This is a genomic window from Pseudomonas sp. GW822-FHT02D10 (genome assembly GCF_058802345.1).
Window position 1 is genome coordinate 129,930 of the sequence record NZ_JBXAOB010000006.1, and the last position, 18,393, is coordinate 148,322.

The following is an 18,393-nucleotide window of genomic DNA, read 5'->3' on the forward strand; positions in this document are numbered from 1 at the left end:
ACGCGCAGAACATCGAGTGTCGCCCCGAATGGGGGGGCGACAGGCTATCGATTTAGTTATTGGAGCGTGGCTTGTTGGCGTTCGATAGCTTCGACAGTTCGGCCCAAAGTGCCTTGGATGTGATTGCGCAAGAGCGTCACCGCTTTGTCTGAATCGCGTGCAAGCGCAGCATCCATTAACTCTTGATGCTCATTTCCTTTGTGCCTTGGAGTCTGCCGCTGCTTCGCTGAGAAGCGTCTGTAGCGCTCTGCTCTGTCGAACAGGGAGTCAACCATCTTCAACATCAACGGTGACGGGCAGGCCGCGAATAGCGCAAAGTGGAAAGCCTTATGCCGGATAGACCACTCATCATCGAGTACGAGCACGCCGCTACCAAGTTTTTTCTCAATCAGATTCAGGCGGTGAAATGCACCCAGCACATCGGCTTCCCAGGCATCGTCGCCATACTGGATGGCATCGCTTAGCGCTTCGCATTCGAGCAGGCAGCGCAATCGAGTAATGTCGCGAAAGTCTGTCGTGGAAATTGGAGCGACCCTAAACCCCTTGTTATCGCTGGCTTCGACGACACCGTCCTGAGTCAGTCGATTGAGGGCTTCACGAATGGGGGAGCTACTGAGTCCATACGTTTTGGACAGCTCGGCCACTTTGAGCTTTTCGCCCGGGGCCAGCTCGCAACAAACAATCGCTTTTTTCATCTTCGTCAACGCGACATCGATCAGCGGACTGCCGGGGGAAGTGATCATGGTCGGAGTCATCCTGGAATTTGCATTAAATCGATTTTATGCGCAAAACATTCTTTAGTGCAAAGGATGAATGCCTGAATTGTGCATAAATTTTCCCGAGCCACAAGCAAAGAATCGTTGGCCACTCAGTCAACAGCTCTAATTCACCTGAGCCTCTATTGCTCCCGCCTGCACCCCTCCCAGATCCACCTCTCCTGGTGGATTTCAGAATTTTCCGTCCTTTGAACCATCCCCCCAGCTGGTTGGCTTCGGATGCCTTTTTCCTGTCTCGCCTTATCCATGTAGCAAACAAATGCGTTGGAGAATCTCCTTGACTTTAAATTTGCCCAGGATTACGTTTTGTGCACAAAGTGATTTGTAGTGCAGTAAATATTATTTTATGCATGAATGTCTCGTGCATAGGCTGACCACAAACCAAAGGTTCGAGAGGGGCGTGATGAAAACGAAGCGGGTACTCGAGTTGGCTGACGCCGAATTGATGCTTGTGGCCTCCATGGAAAAAGCCACCCGGGAAAACTGGAAGGTTTCCATGGCTGTGGTTGATGAGGCGGGCTGCCTCATGACGTTTAGAAAGCTTGATGGCGCATCCGTCTCGTCTGTCCAAACGGCCATTGAAAAGGCCCGCAGCGCCGCTGTCACGCGCCGACCGACGAAGTTTTTTGAGGACATGGTCGCCGAAGGCAGATCTGGCGCTTCGATGATCCATGGGGTCTTCCCCATCGAAGGGGGGCTTCCAATCGTTATCGAGGGCGAGGTCGTAGGCGGGTTTGCTGTCAGCGGGTTGAAGTCTCAGCTGGACATCGTCCTTGTGGAGACTGGCTTGCAAGCGCTGGCCGCGCATCAGGAGCGGTAAGGCGGGTAACAAAGGTGCTCGGAGCGTTATGCAGCACCCCGATGTATTCGCAGCCAATGCTGCGAGTGGATGACCTTTTACAAAAACAAAAAAACAGGAACATCTCCATGAAAACAGCCAACCAGCGGCTCTGCCCGTTGCCGGTTTCCAGCATCGCCTGCGCGATTAGCGCAACGGTACTGTTGGGCCTCTCAACGCCATCGCAAGCCTTCCAGATCGACACCGGCAATCCCGATCTTTCGGCGAACTGGGACAATACAATCAAGTACAGCAATGCGTGGCGGGTGAACAAGCTCGATAGCAAGGTTGCGGTCGGCCCTGGCACCTCCAACAGCAATCCCAACCTGGACGATGGCGACCGAAATTTCAGTCGAGGCCTCATCTCCAATCGTCTGGATGTCTTGTCCGAATTAGACATCAAATACAAGGACGTCGGGGCCCGCCTCAGCGCAGCGTCCTGGTACGACAACGTCTACAGCCATGACAATGATAACAACTCACCGGCCACCGCCAACTCCGTGAGCGTCGATCACGATCAGTTCACCAGTGACACTCGTCGCGTCCATGAAACGAGTACTGAAATCCTCGATGCCTTCGTCTATGGCTCGAAGGAAATCGGCAGTACCTCGTTGTCCGGGCGGTTGGGGCAGTTCACGCAAATCTACGGTGAAAGCCTGTTCTTTGGTGCCAACGGTATTGCCAATGCGCAATCCACGGTTGATCTCGTAAAGCTGCAATCGGTGCCGGGGTCTCAATTCAAAGAGATTCTGATGCCGACTAAGCAGGTATCCGGTAACTGGCAGCTGAGCGATAAAGTCAGTGTCGGTGCCTACTACCAATTCGAGTGGAACAAGACCCGGCTTCCCGCCGCCGGCAGCTACTTCAGTGGTGCGGATTTTGTTGGTGAAGGCGGGGAGCGGGTGTTCTTTCCAACTGGGGATTTGCTTCACGGCAAGGACAAGGACGCGAGGAATTCCGGTCAGTTCGGTGCTCAACTCAAGTTCGGTATCGAGGACTGGGAGTTCGGTCTATATGCCGCCAAATATCATGAAAAGACCCCGGTGTTTTACTTCCGCCCGGCCGCATTGGTTCCCGGTGCAGATGACACCTTCATCAATGTTTACCCCGAGGACATCAAAGTTTTTGGCGCCAGTTTCAGCACCTTGGTCGGTGAAGCGAACATTGCCGGTGAAACGTCAATCCGGCTCGACACGCCGTTGGCGGGTGTTGGCGGCACCATCATTACCGGCCTGGAGTCCGACAACGATTCCAACCCGGCGTACCCCATTGGTCGCTCTTGGCATGCCCAGGTGTCGATGGTCAATGTCTACGGCGGATCGGCACTCTGGGACGGTGCTTCATTCGTCGGAGAGCTGGCATTCAACCGTCGGCTGAGCGTGACCAAAAATGCCGACCAGTTGGATCCCAACACCACGCGCGATGCCTTCGCGTTGCGTTTTACCTTTGAACCTCAATACTTCCAGGTCTTTCCCGGAATCGACGTTCAAGCCCCGATCACTCTTGGCTACAACCCGTCCGGGCGCTCTTCAGTCACACCTCAAGCATTTGGCCCTGAGCATGGCGGGGATCTGACACTAGGTCTCAAGGCGGATTACAAGAAGCAATGGTACGCCTCGCTGAGCTACACCAATTTCTTTGGTGAGGCGGGGCCTGTCATCAACTCCTCCAACTCGTTCACCTACCAGCAAAACATGAAAGATAGAGATTTCGTGGCGTTCTCGATCCAGCGAACCTTTTAAGCAAAGAACAGGCGGCCCTGATAATGACAAAAATTAAACTGCTACTGCTTTCCACCCTGTCTATTTCAATGTGTGCGAGCAACGTATTCGCAGCGGTGTCCCCCGACGAGGCCGCGAAGCTCAAAACTACATTGACTCCAATGGGCGCCGAAAAAGCCGGTAACGCCGATGGCTCCATTCCTGCTTGGGCAGGCGGACTGACCAAAGACGTCGCTGGCGCAAAGTTCGGCGATATGCCGGCTGATCCATTCCCTGGCGAGAAGCCTGTACTGCAAATCACTGCCAAAAACGCTACGCAGTACGCAGACAAATTGAGCGAAGGTACGAAGGCGCTGTTGGGTAAATATCCGGACACCTTCCATCTGGATATTTACCCAACTCACCGCACTGCAGCAGCACCGGATAGCGTTTATCAAAACACGTTCGCCAATGCGACCCGCTGTAAGACGACCAGCAACGGACTGTCGGTGGAGGGTTGCTATGGCGGCATCCCATTCCCGATCCCTAAAACCGGCAATGAGGTGATCTGGAATTTCCTGCTGCGGGTAGAAGCGGAATCCATTCAGATGGGGTATGCCAACGTTATCGGTAATGCTGACGGAACCCGGACGCTGGCCAGTCGTGGTGTGGAGAATTGGCAGTACCCGTACTACTACAAAGACGGTAGTGCTGATAAATGGTCTGGACAGTATGCGCTGTTGCGCTTTTTGACCAATGAGCCTCCGTTTAAAGCGGGTGAGTCGCTTGTGACACACGACAGCATCAATGTGCAGGAGCCGCGAGAGGCTTGGCAGTATCTGGTAGGCCAACGGCGAGTGCGTCGTGCTCCCACTGTCGGTTATGACACACCCGATTTTGTAGCATCGGGGGCTAACTATTTTGATGAGGTACATGGCTTCATCGGGCACCCGGATCGCTATGACTGGAAGCTCGTTGGAAAAAAAGAAATGTATATCCCTTACAACGACAACAAGTTCAACGCAGAAAAACGAGACGACGCCTTCGTGGCTAACCACCTCAATCCAGATAAGGTGCGCTGGGAACTCCATCGTGTCTGGGAGCTTGAGGCCACTGTTGCACCGGGCAAGCGCCATGCAGTGCCTAAACGCAAATTCTTCATCGATGAAGACAGTTGGACGGTCTCGCTGGTGGATGGTTACGACGCCGAAGGTAAACTGTGGCGCGTCTCCCAGGTGCTTCCATTCGTTGTCCCTTCAATCCCGGCAGTGGTAGTGAAACCGGTGGTGATCTACAACCTGCAAGCCAAGACTTACAGCGTCGTGCAAAGCCTCAACGGCGAAACCTATAGCGTCATCCCGCGCAAGCCCGAGAACTTCTTTACCGGTAATTCGGTAGCGTCAGGGTCAGTGCGCTGAGCCTCGAAACAGCTAATTCACACATGGGTTACTTGGACGCTGGGTCACTGACGCGGTGTCCAAGGAAACGCATCATCGAGGTTCACAAATGAGTAATCAAACACTAAGGTTAAACTCAGGTCTTCCGCTCAAGGCACTGTTGTTTGGCGCGTCGGTCGTGGCGGCGTTCCTGAGCGCTTCAGCATCTGCACAAACCGATGGCTTGCCAATGCAGCCATCGATAATCAGTTCAATGGCGGCTCAATCGGTCATGCTCAGCGTTGCGCGGGCGGGGCATCGCTTGGTAGCTGTGGGCGAGCGCGGGTTCATCATTGTTTCCGATGACAATGGTGTTAGCTGGTCACAAGTTGGTTCCCCTGTCAGCGTGACGCTGGTCAAGGTTCGGTTCATCGACGATGTCGAAGGATGGGCCGTCGGGCATGCTGGCGTCGTTCTACACACTCGAGATGGCGGACTGAGCTGGAACAAGCAACTGGATGGCGTCCAAGCGGCCGAAATCGAACTCCAGGAAGCCAAGCAGGCAACTGAAGGTTCCGACGACGCTGAAAAGATGCAAGAGCGTTTAGCTCAAGCACAGCAACTCGTGGACGATGGCCCCGACAAACCGCTGCTCGATACGCTCTTTCTGGACGCCAAAAACGGACTGGTGGTGGGCGCTTACGGTCTGGCGTTTGTCACCCATGATGGCGGGCTCAGCTGGCAGTCGATCCGTTCTCGTATCGATAACCCAAACGGATTGCATCTCTACAGCATCGAACGGGTGGGAGGGGATCTCTTCATTGCCGGCGAACAGGGCACTCTGTTGCGGTCAAGTGACGAGGGAAAAACCTTCGAGCCGCTGACATCACCTTACGAGGGAACGACCTTCGGGCTCCAAGCGACAAACAGCAATTCCATTGTGGCATTTGGGCTTCGCGGCAAAGCATTTGAGTCTAAGGATCGCGGCGATACTTGGCAGCCCCTCGACACCTTACAGCCCGTCACTTTGACCAGTGGGTTGCGTCTTGCCGATGGATCGGTGCTGCTCACCGATGAGTCGGGAAGAGTGTTGCGATTCGCAGATGGCAATGCCAAAGCAGCTGTCCTCCAAATTGCTCAACCCAGTTATTTCACAGGCATGGCACAAGCCGCGAACGGCAACCTGATCATCAGTAGTGCGCGCGGCATGCTGTCGTCCGCAGTTGCAGTGGACTTGCCGGAGCACGATCAATGAATAGCTATACACGTTCTGCGGAGCATCAAACCATCCCTCAGCCAGATGCTTTCGATCCTTCGTCTGGCACCTTGGTTGAAAGGCTTCTATTCAATCATCGCAGCATCATTTTGGGCATTTGCGTGTTGCTCAGTTTGATACTGGGTTATCAGGCATTGAGCCTGAAGCTTAATGCCGCCTTCGAAAAAATGATCCCGACAGATCACCCATATGTGCAGAACTACCTGAAAAACCGGGGACAGTTGGGGGAGGGTGGCAACACTTTGAGGATTGCGGTTGAGGCCAAACAAGGCAGCATTTTTGACGCTGCCTACCTCGAGACGGTCAAGAAGATCAATGATGAGGTTTTTCTACTCCCCGGCGTCGACCGCTCATACATGAAGTCCCTATGGACTCCGGCAACCCGTTGGATCGGCGTGACTGAGGAGGGTTTCGATGGTGGGCCAGTCATACCTGACGACTACGATGGTTCTGCCAAAAGTCTTGATCAAGTTCGTCAGAACGTTGATCGGTCGGGCGAAGTAGGACGGCTCGTAGCCTCCAATTTCAAATCCAGCATCGTGCTGTTGCCTCTTCAGGACATCACATCGGACGACGGCAAACCTCTGGACTACAACGCGCTTTCCGGCCAGCTCGAACAGATCCGGGCCAAGTACGAAACCGATAATATCAAAATTCACATCACTGGCTTTGCCAAAGTGGTGGGCGATCTGATTGATGGCATGCGGCAGATGCAGCTGTTCTTCGCCGCGACATTGGTGATTTGTGGGATCGTGCTGTTCTGGTACACCCGATGCGTACGCAGCACATTGTTGGTGTTGCTGTGCTCGATTATCGCGGTTGTCTGGTTGCTGGGATTACTGCCCACCCTGGGCTTTGATCTCGACCCTTACTCGATCCTAGTCCCGTTCCTGGTTTTTGCGATTGGGTTGAGTCATGGCGCCCAGAAAATGAATGGCATCATGCAGGACATCGGGCGTGGAGCCGACAAGCTTGTGGCCGCACGGTTCACCTTTCGCCGGTTGTTTTTGACCGGGCTGATGGCGCTGGTAGCGGACGCTGTAGGTTTTGCCGTGTTGATGATCATCAAGATTCCGGTCATCCAGGATCTGGCTATCGCCGCGACGATCGGCGTTCTGACTTTGATTTTTACGAACCTGATTTTGCTACCAATTTTGCTGTCGTACACCGGTGTCAGCAAAGCAGCTGCACAGCGTGAAGCGGCGAACGACAAGTTCTCGCGGCTAGATGCTCATCACACCCGACATCCATTTTGGGCTTTTCTGGATCGTTTCACAGAACGTAAATGGGCGAGTGGAGCAATCATCGTCGCCGTGATGCTGGGAGTTTTGGGCTTTGCGGTGAGCCTTCATGTGAAGATCGGCGATCTGAATCCCGGGGCACCGGAATTGCGTCCTGAATCGCGTTACAACAGCGATAACCGCTTCATGGTCAGTAACTTTTCCGCCAGTAGCGACAAGTATGTAGTGATGGTGAAAACGCCCCAATACTACTGCGCCAATTACCAGACCCTGGTGTCAGTAGATGCGCTGGAAGCGCAGCTTCAGCAGTTGCCGGGTGTGGTGTCCACGACGTCTTTAGCGGCACTGAGTAAGCAGGCGGCGGCCGGCATGAATGAAGGCAGCATGACCTGGTACGAGATACCCCGTAACCAGGGACTGTTGAACGCGATTATCACCCGCGCCCCGCGAGAACTGTTCAACCAGAATTGCGATCTGCTGACGGTGTATGTCTATCTGAAGGATCACAAGGCGGACACGCTCACCAGCGTGGTTCAGACAGTCGAACAGTTCGCGGCGACCCATAACTCGGATCAGATCCAGTTCCTCAATGCGGCGGGCAATGCTGGCATCGAAGCGGCCACAAATATCGTCGTGAAGCGTTCGAACGTGCAGATGCTGTTCATGGTGTACACGGCTGTTATCGCGCTGTGCTTCATTACGTTCAGATCATGGCGTGCGGTCGTGTGCACGGTGCTGCCGCTGATGCTTACCTCCATTCTGTGCGAGGCCTTAATGGTGGGACTGAACATCGGCGTCAAGGTCGCGACATTGCCCGTGATCGCATTGGGGGTGGGTATTGGTGTGGACTACGCGTTGTACATCCTCAGCGTAACACTCGGTAATTTGCGAAATGGCTCAAGCCTGTCGAATGCTTATTACTTGGCCCTACTTTCCACGGGGAAGGTGGTGGTGATGACCGGGATCACGTTGGGCATTGCCGTCCTCACCTGGGTGCTGTCACCTATCAAGTTCCAAGCTGATATGGGCATATTGCTCGGGTTCATGTTCATCTGGAACATGGTGGGCGCGCTGGTATTGGTTCCAGCACTGGCGCACTTTCTGCTCAAGCCAAAATCTTTTCTTGTAACAGCGTAATTTCCAAGCACGAGTGCAGATTCAGCAGCGCTGAATCTGCACTCGTGGTGCGACTCAAACACAATGGCTTGATTAATTGAATGATCAAATATGCAGCAAATCTCAACTTGCTCTTCACTGAATGGTCTTTCGAGGATCGATTTAGCGCCGCACGGGACGCTGGCTTTGAGGCCGTTGAGTTCAGTTTTCCTCGCGATATGGCCGCAGCAGAAATAGCTAACAGTTTACGTCGCACAGGCCTTGAACAGGTATTGGCGACAGTACCACTTCGACCTGGCAGTAAGGGGCTGGCTGCTCAGTCAGGAAAAGCTGGGGACTTTCGTGAGGATTTTAAACTGGGACTCGAATATGCCGTCGAAGGAGGAAGTCCACTGCTTCACGTGCTATCCGGTGTGGTCGAGCAGACAAATTACGCTGTATCGAGTGGGCAATTTGTCGACAACATGAACTGGGCCATCGAGGAGGCCACCCGTCATGACGTAAAGGTTGTGATTGAGGCCATCAATCAAATTTCAGTGCCTGGGTATTTTATTCGAACGCTGGCGGGGGCCGTCAGCTGGACACAAAGACTTGAAGGCCTAGGCCTGATTCTGGATCTTTATCATGCTGCGATGGAGCGGCTGGATCCTATTGCTTGCCTCGATCTCCTTCTTCCTCAATCCGACCATTTACAGATTGCAGGTTACCCAGGACGGCATGAGCCTAATATTGGTAATTTGAACCTACCTAGAGTTCTTGATTCGATAAATGCACACTCTTATACGGGATGGGTTGGGTGTGAGTATCAACCTGCTATCGGCACACTCGAAGGTATAAGCTGGCTTGATCGTTTTTTTACAATTTAAGAAGCAAGCAATATGGGTTGTTGGTAGAGGTGTGAGCATTCGCCAGCAATAGTGTATTTGGTTGATATGCACCAAACGTTACGCGCTTTGCTTGATCCAATGGTCACGACGGGTGCGTAAACGGTTGGCAAGGAATAGCTTGCGCATTAATTTTCGTGAACGAAAAGTGTGCGGATAGAGAGTTATAAGTATTCAGTTTATGTGCTCTAGTGCTTGGGGGGAAGTAATGGCGCTTTCAGAGCCGTAACCGAGGATGAGAAAAAATGAAAATAAAATCTCTTCAATTCAGTATTATGTTTTATGCAGGATTCGCCATTCTCTCAGTTGTGGCGGTATTAGTAATTTATGCACTGGTCTCTGGAGGTAAAACCCAGAGTTGGGTAGGTGGCAAAACGCAAGAGATTTTAAGGGTTGAAGTTAAAGAGCACTTGCTTAGCCTTTCAAAGTATCAAATTAGTAAAATTCAGCGGCAGTTAGATCAACCAATTGAGGTCGCGAAATATCTGGCAAGGGCCAACGCTCTGGCTGCATCTAAATCAAGCGGTGATCTGAGTGCAGCAGGAGATTATCTCAGCGATCTTGCTCTTGATGCGCTAGCGCAAAATTCAGCGCTAGTCACAACATACATAGCTTGGGAGCCAGCAGGGCTCTTTGAAAGTAATGCCGATAGTGTCGTGAGTGAGCGAGAGCGTTTCTTGCCCTTGTGGTCTCGCGCTGAAGCCGGAAAATACAATCTTTCAAAGCTACAATCTATGGAGAGTGAAGCGTTACTGCCTACAGGTGTAAGAGAGGGTGAATACTATTTGTGTCCGAAGGAAAACCACTCTGCCTGCGCAACTGATCCTGTCATTTATACAATTAGTGGTAAATCCATGCAGTTGACTGCGTTTACCGCTCCAATTATGGCTCAAGGTAAATTCAAAGGCATTGCTGGTGCATCGTTGAATTTGGAGTTTCTCCAGAAACTCCTAGAAAAAGCAAATCGTGAATTGTATGGGGGCGCGGGTGAGATGGCCCTGATTTCTGGCAACGGCCGTTTCGTAGCTTTTACAGGTGAGATTAGCAAGATAGGGGGATCTGCTAGCGAAATATTTGGGGAAGGGCTGGTTAACTCATTTTCAACATTAAGCACTGCAGATGAGAATTATAGTGTTGATCAAAAAGGCATGATTCAACTGGCCATCCGTTTCTCTGTTGCTAACACCTCTACGAAATGGACGCTATTGGTTCGGCTCCCCGAGAGTGTCGTTTTTAAAAATGTTAGCGAATTGAAAGATCTCTTGGAGCAGCATTATATTTCTGAAGCGCGCTCGATGGGATTAGTCGGCTTGTTGGTGAGTAGCCTTGGAATCCTGATTGTTGGATTCGTGGCACGCGGAATCGTTCGTCCTCTTCAAAGTATGCTTGCAATGATAAAAAATATTGCTAAAGGGGAAGGGGATTTAACCCGGCGACTGAGTAGTTCGCGAGCGGACGAGTTGGGGTGTATCGCTCAAGAGTTTAATGTTTTTTTAGAGACTTTACAGAGCTTAATTGCTAAGGTCATAAACTCCGCCAGGATGATTGCTGACTCAACGTCCGTCAGTGTCGCTATGGCTACACAAACACATCAAGGAATGCTAAGTCAGCAGAGTGATGTAGAGCAGGTAGCAACGGCAATTAACGAGATGACAGCATCTTCGCAAGATGTTGCAGCAAATGCCATGAATGCTGCAAAAGCTACGGGGCATGCAGAACAAGCTGTAAGTGATGGAAAAGTTGCGATGGAGGACGCTGTCGGAGCCATTAACTCTCTCGCCATTTGCATGGAGAACTCTGTTAAGACGGTGAAAGTACTCGAAGAAAGCAGCAATGATATAGGGGCTGTTGTAACTGCGATCCGTGCCATCGCTGAACAAACCAATTTGCTCGCGCTCAACGCTGCTATTGAAGCTGCACGTGCGGGAGATCACGGTCGTGGTTTCGCTGTTGTGGCTGATGAAGTTAGAAGCCTGGCGCAAAAAACCCAGCTTGCGACCGAGGAGGTTAGATTGATCATCGAGCGTTTACAGGGTGGAAGTCAGTCGGTTACCCAGTCAATGCTTGAAAGTCATACCCACACTCAATCATGTTTACAGCAAGCTCAGGTGGCCGCGCATACTTTTCTCGGCATCACGGCGTCCGTAAACATCATCAATGAGATGAATAATCAAATTGCTGCAGCAGCAGAGCAGCAAAGCCAGGTAGCTGAAGAGATCAATTTCACGATAACTGGGATGGGGCAAATTACGGATCAAGTCGCCACAGCAGCTAAGAAGGCGTTGGAGTCAGGTTCGACCCTGCGTTCACTCTCCGAACAGCAGTGCGACCTGGTTGCTCAATTCAGAGTTTGATTCTTCATTACTCGCATTGCCGATGGTGATTTTCATTTTTGTACTATTTTTAGCGCCGGTGTACTTCTAATTGGCCTCGACAAGCTCATGCCAGGCATTGTCTGGCACGCTGGTGCGAGTGCATTGCCGCTGCGTAACGATCTCGCAAAGCCACACATTAGGTGGCGAAGCAGCTTTGTGGGGCTTCAAGTTGTCGGTGACTTGAGCTTTACTTGAAGCACTTGACCTCAATTGAACCACGACTGATCCACTTACTCGACTCGCATAATCCATGGTGAGGGGGCGACCCGATCACTCAGGTGTCATCAGCACTGCAAGCGCCATATTGATGAACTCTTCGTTTTTGGTGATCGTCTCCAACACTCCACGCACGTTGCCTCCAACCTCACCGGAACCACGCTGTTCTACCCAAAGGGTGATTTCCATAATGGCTGCCTCTCGGGCGAGTTGGTTTTGATTTATCTTGAAGAGTAGGGAAGGGAGCAGGTCTCCGTTCAACATCGTATTTCCTCCGTGAAATGAAAACAGCGTAGCAGGCGGGTGCTATTCCCGTTCGAGCTGCCTGGCATCGGAGGTTACTGCTTCCTTGATAAATAGGGCATCTGGAGGTCGTAGCGCAGCGGCTGGACGGGATTTAGCATCTGTAGTTCCTTAGCGTGTTGGCGCCGACGCCGAATAGATCCAGTTACCGAGATGCCACTGACCCGGTTTGATACCTAGCGAACCATTTCCTGTGCTGGATTTCTGCCGATTGGAGTTGGGGCAGGCTTGCTTCGGCACGAAGGTCAATTCAGCGTTGGTGCCAACACACTCGGTTAAGCCACTGACCCACGACCTGAACAGGCTCATCACGTCGGCGTTTCGGCTCATCCCGAATAGCCAGCAGCGTCGCACGCATTCGCTTCTTGACCGTCAGTCGCAGTATTTGAAATCCACCGTTTCTGTTGGTACTACAGCAGTGTGTGAAGCCCAGGAAGTCAAAGGCCTGCGGTTTACCTAAACCTCGCTTCCTACGATTTCTTGCAGCAAAACAACCGAACTCAATCAGTCGTGTTTTCGAGGCATTGAGCGATAAACCGAACTTGGCCAACCGTTCCTGCAACTGCACCAGAAACAGCTGAGCCTACACTTTCGTGAGGACTTTCTGGGATTCTCGTATGGGTTTCGGCCGGGACGTAGCCAGCACGATGCGCTGGATGCGTTGACGATCGCGTTGAAGGGCCAGAAGGTGAACTGGATATTGGATGCGGATATCACGTCGTTCTTTGATGAGATCGACCATGAATGGATGCTGATGTTTCTGGGACACCGGATTGCAGACCAGCGCCTGCTCGGGCTTATCTGCAAATGGCTTCAGGCGGGTGTTATGGAAGATGGCCGTAGGGTAGCTGCGACCAAGGGAACGCCCCAACCAAAGAATCCAAAGAATGCGGTGAAGAGGCCAAACAATGGCCCAAGCCACAGTAACGCGTTGTGGTTAACGGCTCTATTCACCACCCAGCATCGTTCTTGTCGACCGTTGGGGCATGTCCATCCCTGCAATGCAACTTCACCAGAGGCTCACGTTCTCGCATGTTCTCGCGCGTTGTCTGAGGTGGTGAGCGTTCAAAGGGTAGCCCAAGACGTTTCCTGCTCTAGTGGGCGCTTCGGAATTATGAACTGGACGAATTGGTGGCAAATTGATGTTGCTGACGCTTTTCATCCGTGCTAGTTGTCTAAAAATCGCAACGTATCAAGGATGACAGTATGGCGGTTCAGCTTTTGATTTTTGATCTGGATGACACGCTCATCCGTACCGGTGACCTAGAGCAGAGGTTCCGTGGTCAGCAGTTTTTGGGTAGGCAGTCGCAGCAGTATGTGGATGATCTACGTGCCGCTTACAATCTGAATCCTGGCCGAGTGGTTTACTCTGCTTTCACCATCATAATTCTGCGAGCAAGATACCCCGGAGTGCGGATTGGTGTTTTCACGAGGTCGCCCAGGCATTACGCCGAAACTCTTCTAAGTATCGCCTATCCTGGGCTGGCCTGGGATTTCCTCATAGCCTTCGAGGATACAGCCCAACCCAAGCCCAGCGGGGAGGGCATTCGCGGGGTGATGGCACGATTCAACGTTCCTGATCCCCGGGTTGTTTGGATGGTTGGGGATTCCCCCGTGGATATACGAGCCGCCTATGATGCAGGCTGCCAGGTCGTTCTTGACACAACTACTTGGCCACGGACTCCAGCCCCTCGTCGCAGAGATGATTGGAAGGCCTTAGAGAGAATGCCTGACGCAATTATTAGTAACGCTGCCGATTTACAGACCACGCTAGACTCCCACGTGTTCTACCTGCCTGTGGCTGAGCGGCTGCAGCAGACAGCGTGCGCGCCCATTCCGAACCGCCATCCCTTTGCGCGCCTGGAGAAGTTCGGCGCGTTCGATCACGAGGGAGCGAAGCACGAGATCCATTATTTAGGACGGCATTTCTCTACACAGGCGCAGCATCGTGCGAATTGGCATCAGGTTACTAACGATATCCACGCCATGAAGAATGCCTTGGTCGTTCCTGATTACTGGGTAGCGGCCATAGGCGCTTTTCTCCAAAATTTGGTGCGGAGAAACCCGCATCTCAGCTTCGGTAATTCTCTCGTAGTCACCGTTGTTCCCGCAAAACCGGGCAGAACCAGGCGTTTGGAGGCCATGCTGACCCAGCTATCGACTGTCCATGCTCAGAGACCACTAGTGAACGCCGGGTTATCGTTCACCCCTGACCTCATGCGATATCGTGAGGGGGTGCTCTCTCACCATGGCGAGGGCCTGACCAAGCAGCAGAGGATTGAGAACGTTATGAATCACTTGGAGGTCATAGCAGAATCTGGCTACGAGAATAAGCATGTGGTAGTCATTGATGACGTCGCCACCACAGGGGCTTCACTCATTTATGCTAGGAAATATTTAATGGCAGCTGGGGCCAGGCAGGTTACGTGTCTTTCTCTGACAAAGGCCATCAATACCCAATGATCACGATTTCGCCTTCAACCCAAAAAATGCTCGCCTTATCCATGCTGTCCGGGGTGGGCCCTGCGACTCTTCGACGGGTTGTATCTCATAGTTTAGAGTCTGCTCCAATCATTGAGCTATCGCAGAGAATACCTGCGATAGCCAAGGCTGTTGCTGTCCCCAGTTCATGGGAGCAGGCTCAAGAGCTTGCGCAGAAGCAATGCGACGCGGCTGAGAAGGCAGGTGCGTACATCATCAGTGCTCTGGATGAAGGCTATCCAGCTTTGCTTTCCGCCACTAAAGACGATCCCTTTATCCTTTTCGTCAAGGGCACTCTATTTCAAACCCCTGAAAAGTCCGTGGCGATCATTGGCACCCGACAGCCTACGAAACATGGCGAGATGATCACTCGCCGAATCACTGATTTTTTTTGCGGCCAGCGTTGGAGCGTAGTGAGTGGGCTGGCTCTGGGATGCGACGGGATTGCTCATCGAGCGGCCATCGAGGCTGGTGGACACACCGTCGCGGTGCTGGCTCACGGGTTGCAGACCGTTGCTCCGTCGCAGCATCGAAAGCTGGCCGAAGAAATACTGAACAGCGGAGGCGCTTTAGTTTCCGAGTATCGATTTGGGCAGGGAGCTCTGCCCACCCAGTTCGTGAAGCGCGATCGTACACAAGCTGGTTTATCCCAAGGCGTCGTGATGATCCAATCCGACCTCAAGGGAGGCAGCCTCCACGCCTCCAGGGCTGCGCTGGACTACGAGCGTTGGTTGGCTGTGCCGTACCCTACCGCTGCAGACGAGCAGGCCAATGAACCGAAGATCCAGGCGAATCTGATGATTGCGAATTCGGGCGCGGACATCGACCGTGCCAATTTGCTCAAATGTCACATCAGTAGGCTTTCAAAAGTAATAGTTTTGCGTGCAAAGGGCGACTATCCCCAACTGGTCTCCGAGCCTGTAGGTGTGCTTGAGGACTCGGTAGGGGAAATAGCGCTTGTTGGGGAGGAGGGCAGAGGACAAGCATCCTTGCTGCCTCAGGGATACGACCTGCCCGAAAGCAGCCCAGATGAACTTCACTTCCTTGTCGCGCCGGCGGAAGACATTCTTCGCGACCAGTCCGACTCTCAAAACAAGGACGATGGGAAGAGATCTGAGCCTGTGAGCCCCGAGCACCGAGGTGAAACACCAGAGGTCTCCAGCGACCCTAGCAAGGTCGATATTACTCCTGAGCCTAGAGCAGACCTTACCGTCCAGCAGAAGCTGCTGTAGGACTGGCTCAAGATCAGTGAGCGTTGCCCTCGTCTGAGTGCTTTCGTCCAAAGAGTCTCAAGGTGGTCATCTCCTAGACGGCTTAGCAGTTCGCGCAGATGGTAATCGACAGGCTCCTACTGGCCGATGGCTTCAAGCAACACTTGCTCGCCTTCATAAGTGAGTCCTCCGATGGCGAAGACCTGGCTACAGAGCGGATCACCACCCAACGACTCCATTTGCGGCAGTTGTTTTTTGATCAAGCCCTTTTTGCAGGCATAGGCGTGCGGATTAAATCGCTCCCGTTCAGTTGCTGGCACAGTACCTTTTCCATGGACTGATGCATACCTTGCCAACCAGCCCGCTGAGCCGCTCCAGATGCTTGTGCTGGAAAGCGATATAGGGATTTAGGCTTCCACTCATTCACGGGTATTCGGGATGACGCTATGCAGTCTCCTTCTCCTCGTCGTACATGCGGAGTGCCTTACTCAGCGTTTTGCGGATGTGCTCGCGCAGATAGTCAGGCCGCAGCACTTCGATCTCGTCAGCGTTACTCATCAGGAACAGGCGCAACCCTTGGGTATCTTGGACGGAGCACTTCAAGATCGCCCCTGCTTCGGCGGGTTCGATCTCCTGTGTTTCGCTCAGGCGATTTTCAGTAAGCCGGTTCAAGAGATTCGGCTCCAACCTCAGCACGAGATCGATCGCATCCTTGCCGTGTACAGTCATGAGGTCTTTCTGCACAGCGAATGAATCGAACCGGTAATTTTTCGGCTCGGGAATGTTCAAGAAGCTCGTGTTAACACTGACCACGCGATGCAGCGTCAGGACACAGGTCATTCCAGGGCCATTGCTGCTGTATTTTCCACGCGAAGCTCCTGGCTCAGGTGATTCGCCGCTTGGCCATTGCTCTGACTCGACGTAAGCAGAGAGGTAAATATTGGAATCCTGGAATGAGAGCGCAAGGGGCTTCAGCACATAGGTGCATTCCGCGTCCTCGGCATCACGCGGCTTGTACACCATGCTGAGGCTATGGCCATCTAACAAAGCGGCTTGAATGATGCCCAGGTGGGCTGGGTCGTAGTCGCCAGGGAGGAGGGTCATGAATCGCGTTCCGGACGTGATGCGGCCTTGTGCAATCAGATCTTGCTTTGAGTTCCGAGTGATGACGCCCAACGCATAGTCACGCAGCTTGACCAACTGCTCGGTCACAAGCTTGACGCCGAAGCGTTCGGAATGCTGCAGTATCGCGAGTAGGGTCATCGACTCGGTCGGCGTTAGTACCAGGTCGAGGCTCACATTCCTGTGCAACCTCCATTGAAATGACTTTTGACCTTTGGGTTTCTCACCGACGACCTGCTCATCTTTGGCCAAGGCTCGCAGATCACGCAAGGTGGTTTTGATGTGAGGGATTTGTTCGGCCCATTCAGTTTGCAGGGCGTGCAATTCCTCTGTCGTGAGCGGAGTTCTCGCACGGTGCAAAATCTTCGTCAGCGTTCTGCGGCGCAAATCTTTCGACTTAATTTCGCTCACATCATGTACTCAGGGACAAAAAGTGTCCCTATGGTGCTGCAGTATCGCTTTGCCAGCAACGAATCTCGGACATTTCCCTGGAGCGCTTATGAGTACCAAAGTGACCGGTCGCACCTATCCCGCATACAAGCAACGCGCTGAAGTTAAAGCCTTCATCGAGTGGCTTGCCCAGCACCTCGGTTCGAATCAGCAGCTCAAGCATGCGTACGTCAACCGGAAAACGGGTAAGCACTGGCAGTTCGCTGACCTGTACGACGCTTACCAACAGTACGAATGGCAGCACCCCGGAGTCCCGCACCTGAAGGTGAGCGCTGGCAGTTGTGCCACTAGCAACATGAATGCATTGAATGCGCTGAGCGCTGATCTTAGTGTGGCGAACTGCGATGCCACCATGCTGCGAGGAACGAAAGCTACGATGTCCTGGGGTGGGGTGTCGGCTCGCAACAATCAGTGGCTTGAGCTCAATCAGAAAGGCTTGGCCAATACGGTCACACAGGTTGCTCAGGTGCTACGTAGTGGGGATCTCGACAGTCCTCAATTCCAGAAAAGTCTTCGCTTCAACGCGGGCATGACCAAGGTGTATTCGCTGATCAGCCAGGACTTCATCATTTACGACAGCCGCGTAGCAGCTGCGCTGGGCATGCTCGTAGTCATCTTTTGTGAGGAAAAGGGCCTCCGCGCTCTTCCCGGTGGTCTGCGTTTCCCTTGGGCTCCTGCGAGGGAGGGCGAGAATGCCGCCGTCCCAAAGCGTCGCAATCCAAGCAAGGGTGACGCATTCAAATTCCCAGGCTTGCGACGTGGGAACCATCACGCGATTTGGAACATGCGTGCGAGCTGGATCTTGAGCCAGGCATTGGCCCACCACTCGGCGGCTACCAGCCCGTTCCACGGCGGCGGTGCAGGCGCGCTGCGTCGGATCGAAATGGCGCTATTCATGGTTGGGTACGATCTCGGCACCGTAGCAGCCTGAACAAGCATGAAAACGTTGCCTGACATCAAAGCGCTGATCATCGAAATCATTGGACATGGCGTGTTGGACGCAACGCTGAGGGCGCTACTCAGCGAAC

14 protein-coding genes and 2 pseudogenes are annotated in these 18,393 nt (G+C 52.9%); 12 read left to right on the forward strand and 4 right to left on the reverse strand.

Features of this window, described 5'->3' with window-relative positions:
• Nucleotides 1-56: 56 nt before the first annotated feature.
• A complete protein-coding gene (locus tag AC1RPZ_RS12165) occupies nucleotides 57-743 on the reverse strand; it encodes a GntR family transcriptional regulator (RefSeq protein WP_116264904.1) in 687 nt (228 codons plus the stop codon).
• 436 nt (nucleotides 744-1,179) lie between these two features.
• Here AC1RPZ_RS12165 and AC1RPZ_RS12170 point away from each other — a divergent pair, with 436 nt between their 5' ends.
• The 8 genes and pseudogenes from AC1RPZ_RS12170 to AC1RPZ_RS12205 all read left to right on the forward strand — a co-directional run.
• The gene (locus AC1RPZ_RS12170) at nucleotides 1,180-1,596 is read left to right on the forward strand and encodes a GlcG/HbpS family heme-binding protein (RefSeq protein ID WP_493137266.1); all 417 of its coding nucleotides are present in this window, start codon (nucleotides 1,180-1,182) and stop codon (nucleotides 1,594-1,596) included.
• Between the two features lie 107 nt (nucleotides 1,597-1,703).
• The gene (locus AC1RPZ_RS12175) at nucleotides 1,704-3,356 is read left to right on the forward strand and encodes a DUF1302 domain-containing protein (RefSeq protein WP_493137267.1); all 1,653 of its coding nucleotides are present in this window, start codon (nucleotides 1,704-1,706) and stop codon (nucleotides 3,354-3,356) included.
• A gap of 23 nt (nucleotides 3,357-3,379) precedes the next feature.
• On the forward strand, nucleotides 3,380-4,732 hold the full coding sequence (locus AC1RPZ_RS12180) for a DUF1329 domain-containing protein (protein ID WP_247255591.1): 1,353 nt from the start codon (nucleotides 3,380-3,382) through the stop codon (nucleotides 4,730-4,732).
• A gap of 88 nt (nucleotides 4,733-4,820) precedes the next feature.
• Complete coding sequence (locus AC1RPZ_RS12185) at nucleotides 4,821-5,945, forward strand: WD40/YVTN/BNR-like repeat-containing protein (RefSeq protein WP_493137268.1); 1,125 nt, start codon at nucleotides 4,821-4,823, stop codon at nucleotides 5,943-5,945.
• Nucleotides 5,942-8,344, forward strand: a complete 2,403-nt coding sequence (locus tag AC1RPZ_RS12190; protein WP_493137269.1) for an efflux RND transporter permease subunit — start codon at nucleotides 5,942-5,944, stop codon at nucleotides 8,342-8,344. Before AC1RPZ_RS12185 ends, AC1RPZ_RS12190 begins: the two co-directional genes overlap by 4 nt.
• Nucleotides 8,345-8,424: 80 nt before the next feature.
• Nucleotides 8,425-9,189, forward strand: coding sequence for a hydroxypyruvate isomerase family protein (locus tag AC1RPZ_RS12195; RefSeq protein WP_493137270.1), 765 nt, complete (start codon nucleotides 8,425-8,427; stop codon nucleotides 9,187-9,189).
• Between the two features lie 1,313 nt (nucleotides 9,190-10,502).
• Nucleotides 10,503-10,703, forward strand: a pseudogene (locus AC1RPZ_RS12200) (HAMP domain-containing protein); the annotation flags it as partial.
• A 339-nt stretch (nucleotides 10,704-11,042) separates the two neighbouring features.
• A pseudogene (locus AC1RPZ_RS12205) lies at nucleotides 11,043-11,561 on the forward strand (methyl-accepting chemotaxis protein); the annotation flags it as partial.
• 291 nt (nucleotides 11,562-11,852) lie between these two features.
• Here AC1RPZ_RS12205 and AC1RPZ_RS12210 read toward each other — a convergent pair.
• Nucleotides 11,853-12,062 (reverse strand): hypothetical protein, encoded by a 210-nt coding sequence (locus AC1RPZ_RS12210; RefSeq protein ID WP_493137271.1) that lies wholly within the window; start codon nucleotides 12,060-12,062, stop codon nucleotides 11,853-11,855.
• A 643-nt stretch (nucleotides 12,063-12,705) separates the two neighbouring features.
• Between AC1RPZ_RS12210 and AC1RPZ_RS12215 the strand changes: the two genes are divergently transcribed.
• The 3 genes from AC1RPZ_RS12215 to AC1RPZ_RS12225 are packed head-to-tail and all read left to right on the forward strand — an operon-like array spanning nucleotide 12,706 to nucleotide 15,814.
• Nucleotides 12,706-13,272: a reverse transcriptase domain-containing protein gene (locus tag AC1RPZ_RS12215; RefSeq protein WP_493137476.1), complete on the forward strand. Its 567-nt coding sequence runs from the start codon at nucleotides 12,706-12,708 to the stop codon at nucleotides 13,270-13,272.
• Nucleotides 13,273-13,307: 35 nt separating this feature from the next.
• The gene (locus AC1RPZ_RS12220; protein ID WP_493137272.1) at nucleotides 13,308-14,564 is read left to right on the forward strand and encodes an HAD family hydrolase; all 1,257 of its coding nucleotides are present in this window, start codon (nucleotides 13,308-13,310) and stop codon (nucleotides 14,562-14,564) included.
• Complete coding sequence (locus AC1RPZ_RS12225) at nucleotides 14,528-15,814, forward strand: DNA-processing protein DprA (protein WP_493137273.1); 1,287 nt, start codon at nucleotides 14,528-14,530, stop codon at nucleotides 15,812-15,814. The genes AC1RPZ_RS12220 and AC1RPZ_RS12225 overlap by 37 nt, the downstream gene beginning before the upstream one ends.
• Nucleotides 15,815-15,930: 116 nt before the next feature.
• On the opposite strand, the gene AC1RPZ_RS12230 is transcribed toward AC1RPZ_RS12225, so the two are convergent.
• Complete coding sequence (locus AC1RPZ_RS12230; protein WP_493137274.1) at nucleotides 15,931-16,113, reverse strand: hypothetical protein; 183 nt, start codon at nucleotides 16,111-16,113, stop codon at nucleotides 15,931-15,933.
• Nucleotides 16,114-16,237: 124 nt separating this feature from the next.
• Nucleotides 16,238-17,326, reverse strand: coding sequence for a helix-turn-helix transcriptional regulator (locus AC1RPZ_RS12235; RefSeq protein ID WP_493137275.1), 1,089 nt, complete (start codon nucleotides 17,324-17,326; stop codon nucleotides 16,238-16,240).
• A gap of 88 nt (nucleotides 17,327-17,414) precedes the next feature.
• On the opposite strand from AC1RPZ_RS12235, the gene AC1RPZ_RS12240 reads away from it, so the two are divergent.
• A complete protein-coding gene (locus AC1RPZ_RS12240; protein WP_493137276.1) occupies nucleotides 17,415-18,296 on the forward strand; it encodes a hypothetical protein in 882 nt (293 codons plus the stop codon).
• The last annotated feature ends 97 nt before the right edge of the window (nucleotides 18,297-18,393 follow it).